This window comes from Mesorhizobium sp. CNPSo 4689 (assembly GCF_057784325.1).
Genome location: NZ_JBWLUZ010000008.1, coordinates 112,973 through 130,367, shown reverse-complemented (window position 1 = coordinate 130,367; position 17,395 = coordinate 112,973). Strand labels below are relative to the sequence as shown.

General features: G+C 65.9%; 16 protein-coding genes and 1 pseudogene. 7 read left to right on the top strand and 10 right to left on the bottom strand.

Annotation, left to right across the window (positions count from 1 at the left end; genetic code table 11):
• Window positions 1-4 precede the first annotated feature (4 nt).
• Genes AC04SI_RS14580 through AC04SI_RS14570 form a run of 3 tightly spaced genes read right to left on the bottom strand, consistent with a single transcriptional unit; the run spans window position 5 to window position 2,534 of the window.
• A complete protein-coding gene (locus AC04SI_RS14580) occupies window positions 5-1,276 on the bottom strand; it encodes a CCA tRNA nucleotidyltransferase (protein ID WP_404280430.1) in 1,272 nt (423 codons plus the stop codon).
• Window positions 1,273-1,905, bottom strand: coding sequence for a CoA pyrophosphatase (locus AC04SI_RS14575; RefSeq protein ID WP_404280432.1), 633 nt, complete (start codon window positions 1,903-1,905; stop codon window positions 1,273-1,275). The genes AC04SI_RS14580 and AC04SI_RS14575 overlap by 4 nt, the downstream gene beginning before the upstream one ends.
• Window positions 1,905-2,534: a DUF1285 domain-containing protein gene (locus tag AC04SI_RS14570; RefSeq protein ID WP_404280500.1), complete on the bottom strand. Its 630-nt coding sequence runs from the start codon at window positions 2,532-2,534 to the stop codon at window positions 1,905-1,907. Before AC04SI_RS14570 ends, AC04SI_RS14575 begins: the two co-directional genes overlap by 1 nt.
• 147 nt (window positions 2,535-2,681) lie before the next feature.
• Between AC04SI_RS14570 and AC04SI_RS14565 the strand changes: the two genes are divergently transcribed.
• The 4 genes from AC04SI_RS14565 to AC04SI_RS14550 are packed head-to-tail and all read left to right on the top strand — an operon-like array spanning window position 2,682 to window position 9,507.
• Window positions 2,682-3,686, top strand: coding sequence for an AAA family ATPase (locus AC04SI_RS14565; protein WP_192183777.1), 1,005 nt, complete (start codon window positions 2,682-2,684; stop codon window positions 3,684-3,686).
• A complete protein-coding gene (locus AC04SI_RS14560; protein WP_404280434.1) occupies window positions 3,686-4,600 on the top strand; it encodes a DUF58 domain-containing protein in 915 nt (304 codons plus the stop codon). The genes AC04SI_RS14565 and AC04SI_RS14560 overlap by 1 nt, the downstream gene beginning before the upstream one ends.
• On the top strand, window positions 4,597-7,416 hold the full coding sequence (locus AC04SI_RS14555) for a DUF4159 domain-containing protein (protein WP_404280436.1): 2,820 nt from the start codon (window positions 4,597-4,599) through the stop codon (window positions 7,414-7,416). The genes AC04SI_RS14560 and AC04SI_RS14555 overlap by 4 nt, the downstream gene beginning before the upstream one ends.
• Before the next feature lie 3 nt (window positions 7,417-7,419).
• Window positions 7,420-9,507 (top strand): hypothetical protein, encoded by a 2,088-nt coding sequence (locus AC04SI_RS14550; RefSeq protein WP_488474386.1) that lies wholly within the window; start codon window positions 7,420-7,422, stop codon window positions 9,505-9,507.
• A 6-nt stretch (window positions 9,508-9,513) separates the two neighbouring features.
• Here the strand turns inward: AC04SI_RS14550 and clpS are convergent, their stop codons facing one another.
• The 4 genes from clpS to AC04SI_RS14530 form a co-directional block, all read right to left on the bottom strand.
• Complete coding sequence (gene clpS, locus AC04SI_RS14545) at window positions 9,514-9,819, bottom strand: ATP-dependent Clp protease adapter ClpS (RefSeq protein ID WP_120014723.1); 306 nt, start codon at window positions 9,817-9,819, stop codon at window positions 9,514-9,516.
• 131 nt (window positions 9,820-9,950) lie between these two features.
• Window positions 9,951-10,313: a hypothetical protein gene (locus AC04SI_RS14540; RefSeq protein WP_404280439.1), complete on the bottom strand. Its 363-nt coding sequence runs from the start codon at window positions 10,311-10,313 to the stop codon at window positions 9,951-9,953.
• A 175-nt stretch (window positions 10,314-10,488) separates the two neighbouring features.
• Window positions 10,489-10,734, bottom strand: coding sequence for a hypothetical protein (locus AC04SI_RS14535; RefSeq protein WP_120014725.1), 246 nt, complete (start codon window positions 10,732-10,734; stop codon window positions 10,489-10,491).
• A gap of 38 nt (window positions 10,735-10,772) precedes the next feature.
• Window positions 10,773-11,075, bottom strand: a complete 303-nt coding sequence (locus AC04SI_RS14530; RefSeq protein WP_192183772.1) for a hypothetical protein — start codon at window positions 11,073-11,075, stop codon at window positions 10,773-10,775.
• A gap of 237 nt (window positions 11,076-11,312) precedes the next feature.
• Between AC04SI_RS14530 and AC04SI_RS14525 the strand changes: the two genes are divergently transcribed.
• The 3 genes and pseudogenes from AC04SI_RS14525 (at window position 11,313) to AC04SI_RS14515 (ending at window position 13,960) form a co-directional block, all read left to right on the top strand.
• Window positions 11,313-12,029, top strand: coding sequence for a response regulator (locus AC04SI_RS14525; RefSeq protein ID WP_040582875.1), 717 nt, complete (start codon window positions 11,313-11,315; stop codon window positions 12,027-12,029).
• Window positions 12,026-13,434: pseudogene (locus AC04SI_RS14520) on the top strand (ATP-binding protein). The gene AC04SI_RS14525 and the pseudogene AC04SI_RS14520 overlap by 4 nt, the downstream one beginning before the upstream one ends.
• A 145-nt stretch (window positions 13,435-13,579) precedes the next feature.
• Entirely contained in the window at window positions 13,580-13,960 is a 381-nt protein-coding gene (locus tag AC04SI_RS14515; protein WP_404280444.1) for a YciI family protein, read from the top strand.
• Here the strand turns inward: AC04SI_RS14515 and AC04SI_RS14510 are convergent.
• Genes AC04SI_RS14510 through AC04SI_RS14500 form a run of 3 tightly spaced genes read right to left on the bottom strand, consistent with a single transcriptional unit; the run spans window position 13,957 to window position 17,394 of the window.
• Window positions 13,957-14,787 carry an alpha/beta fold hydrolase gene (locus AC04SI_RS14510; protein WP_488474385.1) on the bottom strand — a complete coding sequence of 277 codons (831 nt, stop codon included), beginning with the start codon at window positions 14,785-14,787 and terminating at the stop codon, window positions 13,957-13,959. The two genes, AC04SI_RS14515 and AC04SI_RS14510, sit on opposite strands and share 4 nt — an antisense overlap.
• 24 nt (window positions 14,788-14,811) lie before the next feature.
• A complete protein-coding gene (locus AC04SI_RS14505) occupies window positions 14,812-16,284 on the bottom strand; it encodes a pyridoxal phosphate-dependent decarboxylase family protein (RefSeq protein ID WP_404280447.1) in 1,473 nt (490 codons plus the stop codon).
• A 24-nt stretch (window positions 16,285-16,308) separates the two neighbouring features.
• Window positions 16,309-17,394, bottom strand: coding sequence for a PLP-dependent cysteine synthase family protein (locus tag AC04SI_RS14500; protein WP_404280449.1), 1,086 nt, complete (start codon window positions 17,392-17,394; stop codon window positions 16,309-16,311).
• Window position 17,395 lies beyond the last annotated feature (1 nt).

Sequence of the window (17,395 nt, the reverse complement as noted above, 5' to 3'; positions counted from 1 at the left end):
GATCTCAGCTGGCTTTCAAGGCTTCCGCGGCGCGCTCGAGCAGCGCGCCGCGATCAAGCGCAAAACCGGACTCGATCCACTCCCTTTCCAGGTTTCTCAGGATGGCGCCGAGCTTCGGCCCCGGCGCAGCGCCAAGCTCGGTCAGATCGATTCCCTTGACCGGGAAGTCGGGCCTTTGCCACTTCAGCGCGAAACCAAGCAGGCGCGAAAGGCCGCCGGCATCGAGCAGCGCTGCATTGTCCTCGACCGCCCGCGCCCGCGCCGAGGCCAGCGCAAGCCGCAGCCGGTCGACAAAGCCCTGGCGATCGCCACGATAGAGCTTTTTCGCCAGATCGCCTTCGGTTGTCTTGGGTTCGACAGCGGCCGTCAGCGCCCAGTGGCGCAGGCGATCCGCCTCGCCGGTCGAGAATTTCAGCCTCTCGGCAAGCGTTTTCATCCGCGCCGCATCCGGTGGCACCATCGCTTCCAGCCTGAGCAGCGGGTCCGACGTCCAACCCAGCTCCTTTTCGGTCCTGGTCAGTCCGTGGATGGCGTCGATGCCCCATTTCTCGCTCTCCGGCAGGACGCTGGTGAGAACGCCGGCCTGGCGCATCCAAAGAAGCGCCCGTGACGGATCGGGCGCCGACAGAAGCTTCTTCAACTCGGACCAGACGCGCTCGGCCGAAAGCTGGCCGAGCCCCTCCTTGAGCCGCGCGCAGGCCTTCAGCCCCTCGGCGTCGGGTCGGCCATCACCATACCAGGCGAAGAACCGGAAGAAGCGCAGGATGCGCAAATAGTCCTCGCGGATGCGCCCCTCCGCATCGCCGATGAAACGCAGCCGGCGCGCTTCGATGTCGGCGATGCCGCCGACCAGGTCGACCACGGTGCCGTCGGCTTCGGCGTAAAGCGCGTTGATGGTGAAGTCGCGCCGCTCGGCATCAAGTTTCCAGTCGCGCCCGAACGACACCTTTGCCCGCCGCCCGTCGGTTTCGATGTCGGCGCGCAGCGTGGTGACCTCATAGGCCTTGCCTCCGGCGATCGCGGTGATGGTGCCGTGCTCGATGCCGGTCGGCACCGTCTTGAACCCCGCCGCCCCAGCGCGCCGGATGGTTTCCTCAGGCACGCAAGTCGTGGCGATGTCGATGTCGGCGACGGGCTGGCCGATCAGCGCGTTGCGCACCGCGCCGCCGGCAATGCGCGCCTCTTCGCCGCCGCCCGAAAGCGCGGCGAGCAGTCGCTGCAGCTGCTTTTCGCCGAGCCAGTCGGCCCTGCCCGCAAGCGACACCGGAGCACTCACGCATAGAGCCTTTCATAAAGCGTGCGGATGATGCCGGCGGTGACGCCCCAGATACGCCGGTCGCCATAGGGCATGTCGTAGAAGAACCATTCGAGATCATTCCACATGCGGCTGTCCCGCTTGTGATTGGCCGGGTCCATCAGGAAGCGCAGTGGCACCTCGAAGGCGGCATCGACCTCCTCGGAATTCAGCGTCAGCTGGAAACCCGGCCGCACGATGCCCAGGACCGGCGCGATGCGGTAGCCGCTGCCCGCGACATAGTCGGGCATGCGGCCGATGATCTCGATGCGATCCTCGCCAAGCCCGATCTCCTCGAAGGTTTCGCGCAGCGCAGCCGCCTCCGGGCTGGGATCGGTTGCATCGATCGTGCCGCCGGGGAATGCCACCTGCCCTGAATGGCTGCGCAGCTTCTCGGCCCGTTTTGTCAGCAAGACCGTCGCATCGCCTCGATGATCGACCACCGGAATCAACACCGCGGCGTCGCGCAGCGGCTTGGCTTGCGTCAGGCGCGGATGGCCGGGATTGAAGCGATGATCGCCAAAATCGTCGCTGGCATGCGCATCCGGCTGCGCGGCGAAGCGCGCGCGAAAATCAGCGGTGGAAAACGGCGCCGGCGTCACCTGGTCCATCACGCGCTCAGCCGCTTCAATTTTTCCGCCGGCATGATCGGATAGACCGCGCCCTTCGAGCGGACGGCAAACATCGTCCTGCCGCCGATGCCGATTTCCTCGCCATGTTCGACCAGCTCGTACATCACCGGCCGCGCCACCAGCGCTTCCAGCCGCCCGCGCACCAGAACGTAAGGCTTCAGGCCGCCGGTGGCGTTCTCGTCGACGAAGCGCAGCGGATGGCCGGGCCCGGCCTCGACGACGTCGCCGACATTGGTGCGGAAGGTGATGACCTGGTCGTCGCCGGCGCCGGAAACGTCCATCTCGACGGCCACGAAGGGCGCGTCGGCGACACGGATACCCACCCTTTCCGCCGGCGTCACCAGATAGGTCTTACCGTCTGCATCCTTGCGCAGAACCGTGGAAAAGAGCTGCACCAGCGGCATGCGCCCGATCGGCGTGCCCAGATAGAACCAGGTGCCGTCGGCCTTGATCTCCATGTCGAGATCGCCGCAGAAGTCAGGATTCCAGCGCTCCACCGGCGCCGGCCCCTTGCCGGCGCGCGTCGCCCGCGAGATCAGCGCCTCCAGTCCGCGCGCTTCCCTGGCGGCCGTCAGACTCTCTTCAGCATGTTCGGAGCGTTCCGTCATGGTCACGAAATAGTCACTGTTGTTCCGCTTGTCAGCCTAAGTCTGTGATTTAAATTCAAACGCAGGCGCCATGCGAGGCCGAATCGCGGCATTCTGCGGCACAGACAAGTGCAAGCCGGTATTTCCAACACAAGGATCGATGCGGCCATGAGCGTGATGATCAAGGAAAGCCCGATCAGCGAAAAAGACATGATCGCCGAGGCGGAGAAGGCATTGGCCGACATCTCCAGGATCCGCGACGGCGTCGGCAGGGTCATCTTCGGCCAGGAAGCGGTCGTCGAACGAACACTGGTGGCGCTCCTGGCCGGCGGCCACGCGCTGCTGGTCGGCGTGCCAGGCCTCGCCAAGACCAAGCTGGTCGAGACGCTGGGCGTCGTGCTCGGTCTCGATTCCCGCCGCATCCAGTTCACACCCGACCTGATGCCGTCGGACATTCTCGGTTCCGAGGTGATGGAACAGGACGAATTCGGCAAGCGTTCGTTCCGCTTCATTTCGGGGCCGATCTTCGCGCAATTGCTGATGGCCGATGAGATCAACCGCGCCTCGCCGCGCACCCAGTCGGCGCTGCTGCAGGCGATGCAGGAATACCACGTCACCATTGCCGGCGCCCGCCACGATTTGCCGGCGCCCTTCCACGTGCTGGCGACGCAGAACCCGCTGGAACAGGAAGGCACCTATCCCCTGCCCGAGGCCCAGCTTGACCGCTTCCTGATGCAGGTCGACATCCTCTATCCGGAAATCGAGGCGGAACGCCGCATCCTCTTGGAAACCACCGGCGTCGAGGATGCCAAGGCCGCGAACGTGCTGCAGCCGGCGCGGCTGAAGGAGATCCAGACGCTGATCCGCCGCATGCCGGTGCCGGAAAGCGTCGTCGAGGCGATCCTCAAGCTGGTGCGCTCGGCCCGTCCGGGCCAGGGCCATGCCGAAACCGACAAGCTCGTCGCCTGGGGTCCGGGCCCGCGCGCCAGTCAGGCGCTGACACTGTGCGCCCGCGCTCGCGCGTTGTATGATGGACGGCTGGCACCGTCGGTCGACGACATCCGTGCGCTGGCCGAGCCGGTGCTGCAGCACCGCATGGCGCTGACCTTCGCCGCTCGCGCCGAAGGCACCTCGGTGCGCGACGTGGTGGCGAAACTGGCAAAAGGTATCTGATGGCGCGCATAGGCGAGGTCCAGGCACCGGTAGCGACGCGCGACGCGCTCGCCCGTGGCCGGTTGCGGGCCTCGCTGGTGCCGGACCTCCTGGTCGAGGCGCGCCGCATCGTCAACACCGTGATCGCCGGCTGGCATGGCCGCCGCAAGCGCGGCATTGGCGAGAATTTCTGGCAGTTCCGCCCCTATGTCGAGGGCGATTCCTCGCGCATCGACTGGCGCCGATCGGCCCGCGACGACCACACCTATGTACGCGACCGCGAATGGGAGGCCGCCCATACGGTATGGCTTTGGGCCGACCCCTCGCCTTCCATGCTCTACAAATCCGCAGGCGCCAGCGTTTCGAAAGAATCGCGCGCGCTGGTGCTGACGCTAGCCATGGCCGAGCTCCTGTCGCGCAGCGGCGAACGCATAGCCTGGCCGGGCCTCACCGATCCGTTCACCGCCCGCGACGGCGCCGAGCGAATCGCGAGCCAACTCACCCATGCCGGCGCGCTGCCGGCAAAGCCTGATCTCTCCGGCATTCGCCGCTTCTGCGACATTGTCGTCGTCAGCGATTTCCTCGATCCGGTCGAGGACACCATGGCCTGGCTCGACGTGCTCGCCCGTCACGGCGTGCGCGCCCATCTGATCGAGGTCGCCGACCCGGCCGAGGAGAATTTTCCCTATGCCGGCCGCACCGAATTCACCGATCCCGAGACCGGCGACAAGCTGACCGCCGGCCGCGCCGAGATGCTGGGCGACGACTATCGCCTGCTTTACACCGCCCGCCGCCAGGAACTGGCCGGCTGGTGCAAGCGGCTCGGCTGGAGCTTCACCGTCAACCACACCGATCGCCTGGCTTCCGAGGCGCTGGTGCGCATCCACATGGCGATGACCGCTGAAAGCAGTTATGCCGGAAAGATCAGCGCATGAGCTGGCTGCCGCTTTCCTTCGGGGCGCCGATGGTGTTGTGGGGCCTGCTGGCGCTGCCGGTGATCTGGTGGCTGTTGCGGCTCACCCCGCCCAAGCCGCAGACGGAAGTGTTTCCGCCGCTGAAGATACTGGCCCGCGTGCTGAAGCGCGAGGAGACCCCGCATCAAAGCCCGTGGTGGCTGACGCTGCTGAGGCTGCTGATGGCCGCCCTTGTCGTCACAGCCCTTGCCGAACCCGTCTTCAATCCGCGCGAGAAGCTGCCTGCCGAGGGCTCGGCCCTTGCATTGGTCATCGACAATGACTGGGCAAGTGCGGCCGACTGGGGCAAGCGCGTCGCCACCGCGCAGCGCCTGATCGCCGACGCCAGTTCGAATGGCGTGCCTGTCGTCATCGCCTTCACCGCCGAAAAGCCCAACGCCGAGATCGGACCCTTCGATGCTGCCACCGCGCTCGACCGGCTGCGCGCGGCCAAGCCGCGGCCGATCCCGACCGATCGACCGGCCATCTATGCACGCGTCGCGGCGGCCCTGGAGCGCCTGCCGGGCGCCAGTGTCGCCGTGCTCGCGGATGGACTGGCGGCGCAAGGCGACGAAGCCGCCTTCAACACGCTGCTGTCGAAAAACGCGGCGCGCCTCGTCTGGGCAACGTCCGACAGGCTGTCGCTGACCGGCCTCACGGTCGCCGATAACCAGGTCGACGGCTTTGCGCTCACCGCCATCCGCGCACCGAACGATCCGGCGCCGGCTCAAGTCACCGCCGGTGCCTTCGACGACAAGGGCCGTCGCATCGCCGACGCGACGCTGACCTTCTCGCCGGGCGAGTCCACCGCTACCGGGACGATGGCGGTGCCATTCGAGCTGCGCAACGACTTCGCCTCGATCGCGCTCGACGGCGAGCACCAGGCCGGCGCCGTGCGGGTGCTGGACGAAAGCTCCAAGCGCCGCCGTGTCGGGCTGTTGTCGCAGGCCGAGGCCGACCAGGCGCAGCCGCTTTTGTCGCCGCTCTACTATATCCGCCGTGCGCTGCAGCCTTTCGCCGATCTGGTCGAGCCATCGACCGTCGACCTTGCCGACGCCATCCCGCAGCTTCTCGACCAGAAGCCGGCGATGATCGTCATGGCCGATGTCGGCACCATTCCGGAACAGGTGAAGCAGAGGCTGGTCGATTGGGTCGACAAGGGCGGCACACTGGTGCGCTTTGCCGGGTCGAGGCTCGCCGCCGCCGGCAATGACGACGATCTGCTGCCGGTCAGGCTGCGCACCGGCGAACGCTCGATGGGCGGCGCCTTGTCGTGGACGACGCCGCAGCCGGTCACCGAGTTTCCAAAAGCCGGTCCCTTTGCCGATCTCGCGCCGCCGGCCGAGGTCACCGTCACCAGGCAGGTATTGGCCGAGCCGACACCCGACATCGTCGAGCGCACCTGGGCGACGCTTGCCGACGGCACGCCGCTGGTGACCGGGCTGAAGAAGGGCAAGGGCACGCTCGTCCTGTTCCACGTCACGCCCGAGGCAACCTGGTCCAACCTGCCGATATCGGGCAGCTTCGTCGAGATGCTCAGGCGCATCGTGCAGCTGTCGCGCAACCAGGGCGCGGCGATCGCCAACGCCGAAGCCGCCGCCACTTCGCTGGCGCCCTACCGCATGATTGCCGCCGACGGCGATCTGGTACCGCCAACGCCGGATGCACGACCCCTGGTGCCCGGCGCCGGGCCGCTGCCGGTGACGTTCGAGAACCCGCCCGGCCTTTACGGCTCCGAAACCGGCGTCTTCGCCCATAATTTGCTCGAGGCCGACAGAACGTTCGCGCTGCTGGACCGGCCTCAAGTTTCGTTGCCGGTCACCACCGTCCAGTACGCTTTCGACGAATCGCGCAATCTGAAAGGCGCGCTGGTCGCCGCCGCCCTGGTGCTGATGGTGCTCGACACGCTGGCGGTGTTCTGGATGGGCGGGCTGCTGGCGCGCCGGCCGCGCCGCGCCGCCGCAACGACGGCGGCCGCCGTTCTGATCGCGCTGGGCGCGCTCTTTGGCCATGCCGACCTCGCCCGCGCCGACGACGCGAAACCGGGCGATGCCCAGGCGATCGAGGACATCGCGAAGACCCGCATCGCCTATGTGCTGACCGGCGAGCCAGGCGTCGATTCAATCAGCCGCGCCGGTCTCGAAGGCCTGACCCGCTTCCTGATCGAAAAGACCGCGCTCGAACCCGGAGCGCCGGCCGGCGTCGACATCGCGAAGGACGAACTGTCCTTCTACCCGCTGATCTACTGGCCGATCGACCCTGCCGCGCCGATGCCGAGCCAAGCGGCGATCGCGCGCGTCGATGCCTATATGCAACAGGGCGGCACGGTTCTGTTCGACACCCGCGACCAGTTTGCCAACGGCATCGGCGCCGATTCGACCAGCCCGGCGACGGAGCGGCTGCGCGACATTCTCGGCGATCTCAACGTGCCGCCGCTGGAGCCGGTGCCGTCGGACCATGTGCTGACCAAGTCCTTCTTCATCCTGCCCGAGTTTCCCGGCCGCTTCGCCGGCAGTCCGCTCTGGGTCGAGGCCTCGCTCGACGCCAGCAACACCGAGAACCGCCCCGTGCGCGTCGGCGACGGCGTCTCGCCAATCCTGATCACCGCCAATGATTTTGCCGGCGCCTGGGCCGTCGACGAGAATGGCGACCCGCTTTTGCCGACCGTGCCGGCGGACCCGATGCAGCGCATCTATGCGCTGCGCGCCGGCGTCAACATCATGATGTACATGCTGACAGGCAACTACAAATCCGACCAGGTGCACGTGCCCGTCCTGCTCGAACGGCTGGGGCAGTAAGCCATGAACTGGTCGATCAACTTCGAACCGCTCCTGTCCTGGCCGCTGCTTGCCGCCGTACTGGTGCCGCTGGTGTTGCTGGCGCTGGTCGGCCTGTGGTTTCGCCAGCGCGGCTCGGTCTTCCGCTTCGCCGCTTTGCTCGCGCTCGGCGCCGCTTTGCTCAACCCGGTCTTCCTTGACGAGGAACGCGAGGCCTTGAAAAGCGTCGTCGCCATCGTCGTCGACCGCAGCCAGAGCCAGGATATCGGCGAGCGCACCAAGCAGACCGACGAGGCGCTGGCCGGGCTTCAGCAGCGCCTTGGCCGTTTCAAGCAGTTCGACGTGCGCGTCGTCGAGTCCGGCCGGTCCGAGGCAGCCGAGGAGCGTACCGACACCAGGCTGTTCGGCGCGCTCGAAGGTGCTTTCCGCGACGTGCCGCCGTCGCGCATCGGCGGCGCCATCATGATCACCGACGGCGAGGTGCACGATGCGCCGGCCGGCGCGCCCGACTTCCATGCGCCGCTGCACGCTTTGATCACCGGCAACGAGCACGAGAAGGACCGCCGCATACGCTTCGAGAACGCGCCGCGCTTCGGCCTGGTCGGCAAGCCGCTCGATATGAGCTACCGCGTCATCGCCACCGACAATCAGACCGGCCCGGTCGATGTCCGCGTCTCGGTCAATGGCGAGCAGGTGTCGGTCGAGCACGCCACCATCGGCCAGGCGATGCCGCTGCAGGTGACGATCCCGACCGCCGGCCGCAACATCGTCGAGCTCGCCGTCGACCCCGTGCCGGGCGAGCTGACCGACGCCAACAACCGCGCCATCGCACTGATCGACGGCATCCGCGAGAATTTGCGCGTGCTGCTGGTTTCCGGCGAGCCGCATGCCGGCGAACGCACCTGGCGCAACCTCTTGAAGTCGGACGCGTCGGTCGATCTCGTCCATTTCACCATTCTGCGTCCGCCGGAAAAGCAGGACGGCACGCCAATCAACGAATTGTCGCTGATTGCCTTTCCGACGCGCGAACTGTTCGTCGAGAGGATCAAGGATTTCGACCTCATCATCTTCGACCGCTACCAGCACCGCGACGTGCTGCCGATCCTCTATTACGACTACATCTCCGAATATGTCGAAAAGGGTGGCGCGCTGCTGATCGCCGCGGGGCCTGAATATGCCGGCGAAAGCTCGATCGCCCGCACGCCGCTGATGTCGGCGCTGCCGGCGATGCCGACCGGAGAGGTCGTCGACAAGGCCTTCTACCCGCGCCTGACCGAGCTCGGCCAGCATCATCCGGTGACGCGCGGGCTGGACGGCTCGGCCACCGATCCGCCGCACTGGAGCCGCTGGTTCCGCACCATCGGCGTCGAGAACCCCGAGGGCGAAGTGGTGATGAAGGGCGCCGACAACCGGCCGCTGCTTCTGCTCGACCGCAAGGGCGAAGGCCGTGTCGGCATGCTTCTGTCCGACCAGGGCTGGCTGTGGGCGCGCGGCTTCGAGGGCGGCGGCCCGCATGTCCAGCTCTATCGCCGCATCGCCCATTGGCTGATGAAAGAGCCCGAACTCGAAGAGGAGCGCCTGACCGCCGACGGGCGCGGCATGACGCTGGAAATACGCCGCCAGACGATGAGCGACGACCCCGGCCCGGCGCAGGTGATCACGCCGTCGGGCAAAGCGCTGATCGTCAGGCTCGAAAAATCTGAGCCCGGCATTTTCCTCGGCACCGTCCAGACCAGCGAGATCGGCCTCTACCAGGTCGGCAATGGCGACCTCACCGCGCTTGCCCATGTCGGCCCGATCAACGCGCCGGAGTTCACCGACGTCATCTCCACCGAGGACCGGCTGAAGGCGCCGGCGGAGGCAACCGGCGGCAGCGTGCGCCGGCTGGCGCCTTCGTCCACGCTCGGCACCCTTGCCGGCGGCGTGGCGCTGCCTTCGATCGTCCCGGTCCGCTCCACCGGTGCGGCCTCCGGCAACGACTGGATTGGGCTCCGCACCACCGACGACAGCGTGCTGAAGGCCGTCTCGCGCGTTCCGCTCTTCGGCGGCTTCCTCGGCCTCGGCCTGCTGCTTCTGGCGATGGGCTCGATGTGGTACCGCGAGGGGCGGTAACGCTCTTCACTCTTCCGGTTCGGTCGTGAACAGCAGCGGGTAGCCCTTGGCCTTGCCGGCGTCCGTCGCCCGCGTCGCCTTGGTCTCAGCGACGTCCCTGGTGAAGACGGCGACGACGCAGACGCCGCGCCGGTGCGCGGTGATCATTACCCGTTGCGCCTGGTCTTCGCTCAATTTGAACTCGCCCTTGAGCACGGTCACCACGAACTCGCGCGGGGTGAAATCGTCGTTGATGAGGATGACCTTGTAGAGCTTCGGCCGTTCGGTCTTCGGCTGCGTCTTGGTGCGCGGTGTGGTGGTGGTTTCAGGCATTGGAAACCCGGCAACTGCAAGCGAGAAATTCGCCTTCACTTTGTCACGGGCGAAAGCGGTCGTCCATTTTCGATCGGCCAAACAGCAGCGCGATCTCTAACAAATCTATGTGGGTCACTGCCGCAGGCCGTTCAACGGCCATGCCGGCCGAACATGCGCCGCGGCGGGATCTGCCGCACCGTCCCTACAGATGGCGATTCTGGACGGGAACGCGTATCGGGTGCATCGACCCGGCGCTCCATCCAGGCCGCGACTGGCCAGGCGATGAAGCAGATCAGCACCGTGCCGGTCAGCACGATGAGCAGCCAGGTCTGCCCGGGCGTGATGTAGTCCCAGTCGGTGGATATTTTCGGCGCGAACAGCGACGGCTCGGTCCGTCCGCTGGCGGGGTCCGGCACCGGGCTGGCTGAGAGCAGGATCAACACCTTGGCCACTCCGCTGACCACCAGGCCGCCGATGACCATTGAGCGCAAAATGGACGAAAGCCGCTTCATGCGGATTGTCCTACAGGGCCGGCATTGCGATCGGGTTAAAGGATCGCCAGCCGTTGAACCAGTTTTGGCATGCCGGGGTTGGACGTCACCGGTATTCCGGCTCGATCCAGGCCGCTCCAGCCGAATTCCGGCTGGAGCGGCCTTGTCAGGAGAGCTGGCTACTGCCAGGCCGGGATCAGGACTTCTTGGCTGCCTTCGGCGCCTTCTTGACCGGGCACTTGTGCGTCTTGGTCACTTTGCAGGCCTTGACGGTCTTCTTGGCAGTGACCTTCTTCGGAGCAGCCTTGGCAGGCGCAGCCGCCGGCGCGGTGGTCGAAGCAGCGGGAGCAGCGGTCGTGGTCGCAGCTGCGTTGCCAAGAGCCGGCATCGAGAAGGCGAGAGCAACAGCGAGACCGAGGGCGGAGAGGAGGGACTTGTTCATGGCTTCATTTCCTTTTTATGCGGGTCGGGGTTTGAGCGTCACTGAACCGGGTCGTTCGGTGTCACTCCAAGCAGCTTCAAAGCGTTTGCGAGCATCCGGATTCCCTGTGCCTGCTTCTTGTTGGCGCAGAACCGGGTTCCCTTTCTTTGCAGTGCTTTCGCCGCGGTGACCTGCGTTGCCGCGGCATGGGTTTCGAGGGCTTCGTCAACCTGACGGTTGAGGTCGCTGCAGCGCTCGGCCCGGGTGATCGGCGCCACCTTTGCATCGGAGGCTCCGACCGCGGCCGTGACGAGCGAAATGCCGAGCAACGCACCCATCAAGCTGATCGTGAACCTATGCATTGGTCTTGTCCGTTACTCCGGAGACTTGCGTCGCAGCCGATGACCTGACCGCCACGACACCGTTATGCCCTTGAATTTTTTCGTGAGTTTTTCCGGACTATAGAAATTTGTTTCTGGATTGTTTCTGCCGCATCTGCCTTGGGCTGTGCTATCGCCACTGGCCAACATATGGCCCGAATTCTATCGTGTGGGAGATGATCGAATGACCGCTTGGCCACCAGCAATGACAGGGTTCCCGTGAAATCCGACGCACACATACTGATCGTCGACGACGACAAGGGCATACGCGACCTGCTTCAGGAGTTTTTGCAGAAGCGGGGCCTGCACACGACCGTTGCCGCCGACGGCGTCGAGATGGAGGCCATCCTGCGCCGCATGCAGGTCGATCTCATCGTTCTCGACGTGATGCTGCCCGGCAAGAGCGGGCTGGAGCTTTGCCGCGAACTGCGCGCCAACCACACAACGCCGATCATCATGCTGACGGCCGTCACCGAGACGACCGACCGCGTGGTCGGCCTCGAGATGGGCGCCGACGACTATGTGCCGAAACCCTTCGATCCGCACGAGCTCCTGGCCCGCATCCGCGCCGTGCTGAGGCGCAACGGCGCCGCCGAGCCGCGCCGCCCGACAACCAAGCAGATCTACCACTTCGCCGGCTGGACGATGGATTGCTCGCGCCGCCGCCTGACGGCGCCCGGCGATGTCAGGGTCGAGCTGACGATGGCGGAATTCAACCTCCTGCAGACCTTCGTCAAAAGCGCGCAACGCGTGCTCACCCGCGACCAGCTCATCGAGCTCTCGGGCGGCGATACCGGCTACAGTTTCGACCGCAGCGTCGACATCCTGGTCAGCCGGCTGCGGCGCAAGATGGAAGACGATCCCAAGACGCCGAAACTGATCCTGACCGTGCGCAGCGGCGGCTATCAGTTCCTGCCCGAAACGACCTCCGAATGAGACGCTTCCTGCCGCAGACCCTGCCCGTGTGGGTGCTGCTCATCGTCATTGCCGGCCTGCTGATCAGCCAGATCGCAACACTCTACATCGTCGCGCGTGACCGCGACGCCGCCAACGACGTGGTCGATCTCTACCGCCTCAACGACCGCGCCTTCTCGCTGGTGCAACTGATGCACGATGCGACGCCCGAAGAACGCAAGGCGACCGCGTCGGGACTGTTCAACGCCACCTACGCGCTGACCGTTTCGGACACGCCGGCCGTCACCTCCTCGATCGCCGGCGACGACGAACTCGCCGAACTGGAGGACATCCTCGTCGGGCGCCTGACCAAATTCGGCATCACCGACGCGCGCGTGCGGCGCGATCCGGCAACGCGCGAGTCGGATGCTCCCGGCGGCGCGATCATGAACAAGGATGTCGGCCAGGTGGAGCGCGACCTTCTGGTGCTGGCGGCGGATTTCGCCCAGAGCGACAAGCTGACAGCCTCGCTGCGCTTCGCCGACGGGCAGTGGCTGAATTTCACCGAGCCGATCACGCCGGTGGGCCCGATATTGAGCTTCGACAGCCTGCCGCTCTATGTCCTAATCGCCGGGCTGGTGGTGATGATGTCGATCTGGTCGTTGCGCCGGCTGACCGCGCCCTACCGGATGATGGAAACCGCCGTGAAGCGCATCGGCCACGATTTGAAGAGCCCGCCGATCGCCGAGTCGGGCAGCCGCGAGATCCGCGCCGCCGCCAAGGCGGTCAACGCCATGCAGCTCAGGCTGCGCGACTATGTCGAGGATCGCGAGCACCTGGCGGCGGCGCTCGCGCATGACCTGCGCACGCCGCTGACGCGGATGCGGCTGCGCCTGGAACTGCTGCGCAAATCGCCGGCCCGCGCGGCATTGGCGCATGACCTCGCCGACATCGAGAGCATTGCCAGCTCGGTCATCGACTTCGCCAAGTTCGAGGTGACGGAGGAGAAGGCCGAACGCATCGATTTCTGGTCGCTGGTGGAGGCGGTCGCCGACGGCTTCGAGGAGGTCTCGTTCGACCACGACGGTACACGGCCGCGCGGCCTGATCTGCATGGCCCGGCCGGTAGCACTGAAGCGCTGCGTCACCAACCTCGTCCAGAATGCCGTGACCTACGGCAAGAAGGCGCATCTCAGCCTTGAGCGGTCGCAGGACACAATCACGCTCGCCATCCGCGACGAGGGACCCGGCATCCCGCAGGCACAACTCGACACGGTGTTCGGCTCCTTCGTTCGCATCGAGCAATCGCGCAACCGCCAGACCGGCGGCCTCGGTCTTGGCCTGACCATTGCCCGCAACATCGCGCGTGCCGCCGGCGGCGAGATCAGCCTCTCCAACGATCCGGCGGCGGCCTGCTGACGGAACTGCGCCTGCCGCTGGCAGCATGAGTCAGTAGGAGGCGGCCTGATCGGCACCGAGGCTGGATCAGTCCCGCGATCCTTGTGATATTGCCGCCCAATCCGGCACCACAGCGCCGCGCGCCCTCTTGGACGCGCAAAGGACGCTGTAGAACTTGATTTGAGGAAACCGTCCATGTTCTATGCGATCCTGGCCTACCACGTCGAACAGACCGTCCAGTCCTGGACGCCTGACGAGGATGCGGCCCTAATGGACGACCTGCTCGAGGTCAACGCCAGGCTGACCCGCGAGGGAAAACTCGGGCCGGCGGCAAGGCTGGGTGCAACCGCGGCGGCCGTCACGTTGCGCGGCCCAAGCGAGGGCATGGTGATCGACGGTCCCTTTGCCGAGACCAAGGAGCAGTTGCTGGGGCTCTATGTCCTCGACTGCGCGAGCCAGGAAGAGGCGATCGCAGTCGCGCGCGACCTCAAGCGCGTCAATCCCAGCGCCGTCTACGAGATCCGCCCGATCATGCTTTATCTCCCCGGCGCGCCACTTCCCGCTGGTCAGGATTAGGCCACCATCGCGGCTTCCGGCAGTTCCGCGTCTGCAATCGTCAGGAACCGTGTCAGCAGCGCGGCACATTTTTGCGCATGGGTCGCAATGAGGGAGTGGCCGGCGTCTTCGACAACCGCGCTATGCACATGCGGCAAGGCGTGTTGCAGCATGTCGGTCATTGCCGCCATGGCCGGATTGGCGAACCCGCCTCTGACGAGAAGCACCGGGATATCGAGGGCACTGTAGTCGCGGAGAGAAGCCTCGAAACTGAAAACCGTCAGCCAGTCGATCACATTTGTCGGGGCAGTCTGCCGGCAGTGGGTCCGCACGATTTCGGGAAGCGCTGCAAAGGTGCCTTGACCGCCCCAGAAGTCGATGATGATGCCGGCCGCGTCGGCGTCGCCGGCCGCGACCGCCGCGCTGAACTCCCGGCTAAGCCTCAGAACGTCCTGGTAGAGGCCTTGCCTCGGCTCGCTGTTGAGGAGCGCGATGGGATTTGCCTCGAAAAGCGACAGGCTCGCCACGTCGATGGAATTTGCCAGGGCCGCGGCAAGGGCAACAGCACCGCCAAAGGAATGGCCGACCAGATGCACGGGTCCTCCGGCACGACGTGCCGCCTGCTCGATGATCCGGAGCTGGTGCCGCATGCCGAAATCATTGCGCGAGCGGGTCTCCGCGGTCGCGCCATATCCGCAAAGGCTGATGCCGATCATCCGGTAGTCAGGCGATAGCCATCTCTGTATCGGCCGCCAGGCCGCATATGTGCTGAAGGATCCCGGAATGAACAGCACGGTCGGTCCCGAGCCTTCTTCCGCATAGTCTATCGCATAGTCCATGGACGACATGCGTCCCTCCCTGTGCTGCGCCGCTCACGCGGCAAGTTCTGCGCCGAGCCGCAGGATTTCCGCGACCAGCAAATCGAGATCCTCGTACCGGGTGCGGTGATTGGCGATCGCCACCCGCAGGCAATGCTGGTCGTGCACGGTGGTGTCCGAAAGGGCCGCGATGCCTTCTTCCTGGAGTCGCAGCATGATCTCGGTGTTGAACGCCTTCAGGCGCTCACCCGACAGCCCATTGGCGCGGTGGCGAATGCAGACGATGTTGATGCTCACCGGCGCCATCAGCTCCAGCGCCGGCTCGGCCTCGATCAGGCTGGCCAGATACTTGGTTTGAGCGATGTTCTGGTCGATCAGGCGGCCGAATTTTTCAATGCCGTGCTCCTTTAGCGCCATCCACACCTTGAGCGCGCGGAAGCCGCGCGATGTCTGCAGCCCGTAGTCATGCAGCCATTTTCCGGACGCGATGCCGCGCGACGTCGATTCCAGATACTCCGGTATGACAGCAAAGGCGCCGCGATGCGCCTCGGCATCGCGGACCAGCGCGCAGCCCGCCTCGAATGGCGCGTGCAGCCATTTGTGCGGGTCGAGCGCAAGCGAATGGGCTCGTTCGATGCCGGCGACGAGCGCTGCATTCTCCGGCGCGATCGCAATCAGCGCGCCGATGCAGCCGTCGACGTGGAACCAGAGATCCTCTTCCGCCGCCAGCCTCGCAAGCGCCTCGAGATCGTCGATCGCGCCGGTGTTGACGGTGCCGGCGTTGCCGATGACGCAGGCCGGCTTGAGGCCCGCCTTTCGGTCTTCCGCGATCACCGCCCGCAAGGCGGCGATATCGATGCGCATTGCGGCATCGCTTGGGATGCGGCGAAGCGCACGGTTGCCGAGGCCGAGCACCTCCATCGCCTTGCGGTGGCAGAAGTGGGTCTGGTCCGAGCCATAGAAGCGCAAGGGCTGCGCGATGGCACCGACGCCATGCTCGCGCACGTCGATGCCAGCCTTGGTGTTGCGCGCCACGGTGAGCCCGATGATGTTGGCCATCGAGCCGCCGCTGACCAGCGTGCCGCTGGCCGAAGCGGGAAAGCCCACGATCTGCTTGAACCAGTCGACCACCTGGCTGTCCATAAGGCCGGCGGCATGGTTGCCGCCGCCCAGATTGGAACCTTGGATCGCCGCCAGGAAATCGCCGAGCGCGCCGGTGAAATTGCTGGAGCCCATGTACCAGGACCAGAAGCGCGGATGGATGTTGCCCATCGGGTAGGCCATGACGTTGCGCGCGACATCGCCGTAAATCTCGGCGATCGGCGCAGGCGAGCGCGGCAAGGGCGCGTCAAAGAACGCCCTCACCTCGCCCGGCATCTCCCGCCACACCGGGCGGTCGCGAACGTCGCGCAGATAGCCGACGGCATCATCGACGATCCGGTGCGACAGGGCCTGCATATCGGCCCAGTCCAGGGGATCGAGCGTTTCCTCCGCTGTCGCGCTCGAGGTTTGCGGCATCGCGTCCATAGTGGTGTCCCCCGCGATCTGCTGTCAGGCGTCGAACTGGCAGCCGGGCGTCGAACGCGAAAGCGTGATCTCTTCCGCATCCATCTCCGCCTCGATGCCGTCGAACAGCGGCGTCGTCATGTAGCGTTCGCCGGTGTCGGGGAGCATGCACAGGATCACCGAGCCGGCCGGCGATGTCCCGGCGATCTGGCGTGCCACGGCGAAGGTGGAGCCGCCGGAGATGCCGGTGAAGATCCCCTCCTGCTGCGCCAGCGCCTTGGCCCATTTGATGCCTTCGGGCCCGGCGATCGGCATCACTTCGTCATAGTAGCGCTTGTCGATCGCTTCCTGCAGCACGTTGGGAATGAAATCCGGGGTCCAGCCCTGGATCGGATGCGGCTCGAAGGCCGGGTGGCTGGCGGCCGGTGCGCCGTTTTTACCGCGCTCCTGCGGCTTGCCACTGCCGACAAGTTGCGCGTTGGCCGGTTCGGTGAGCACGATCCGGGTCTCCGGCCGCTCCCGGCGCAGCACGCGCGCCACGCCGGCGACGGTGCCGCCGGTGCCATAGCCGGTGACGAAGCAGTCGAGCCTGGAGCCTGCGAAATCATTGACGATCTCGCGCGCCGTGGTCGCTTCGTGGATGGCCGCATTGGCCTCGGTCTCGAACTGCCGCGCCAGGAACCAGCCATTGGCTTCGGCGAGTTCCACCGCTTTCTTGTACATGCCGAAACCCTTCTGGGCGCGCGGCGTCAACACCACCTTGGCGCCAAGCATGCGCATCAGCTTGCGGCGCTCGACGGAAAAGCTGTCGGCCATCGTCACCACCAGCGGATAGCCCTTCTGCGCGCAGACCATGGCAAGCCCGATGCCGGTGTTGCCGCTGGTCGCCTCGACGACGGTCTGCCCAGGCCGCAACGCACCGCTGCGTTCGGCCGCCTCGATGATGTTGAGCGCCAGCCGATCCTTGACCGAGGCCGCTGGATTGAAGAACTCGGCCTTCACATAGATCGTCGCATGCGCCGGGCCGAGATTGTTGATCCGGATCACCGGCGTATCGCCGACCGTGTCGAGAATGCTGTCGAACAGGCGGCCGCGGCCGGCCGTGGTCCTGATCTTTGACTGATGCAACATG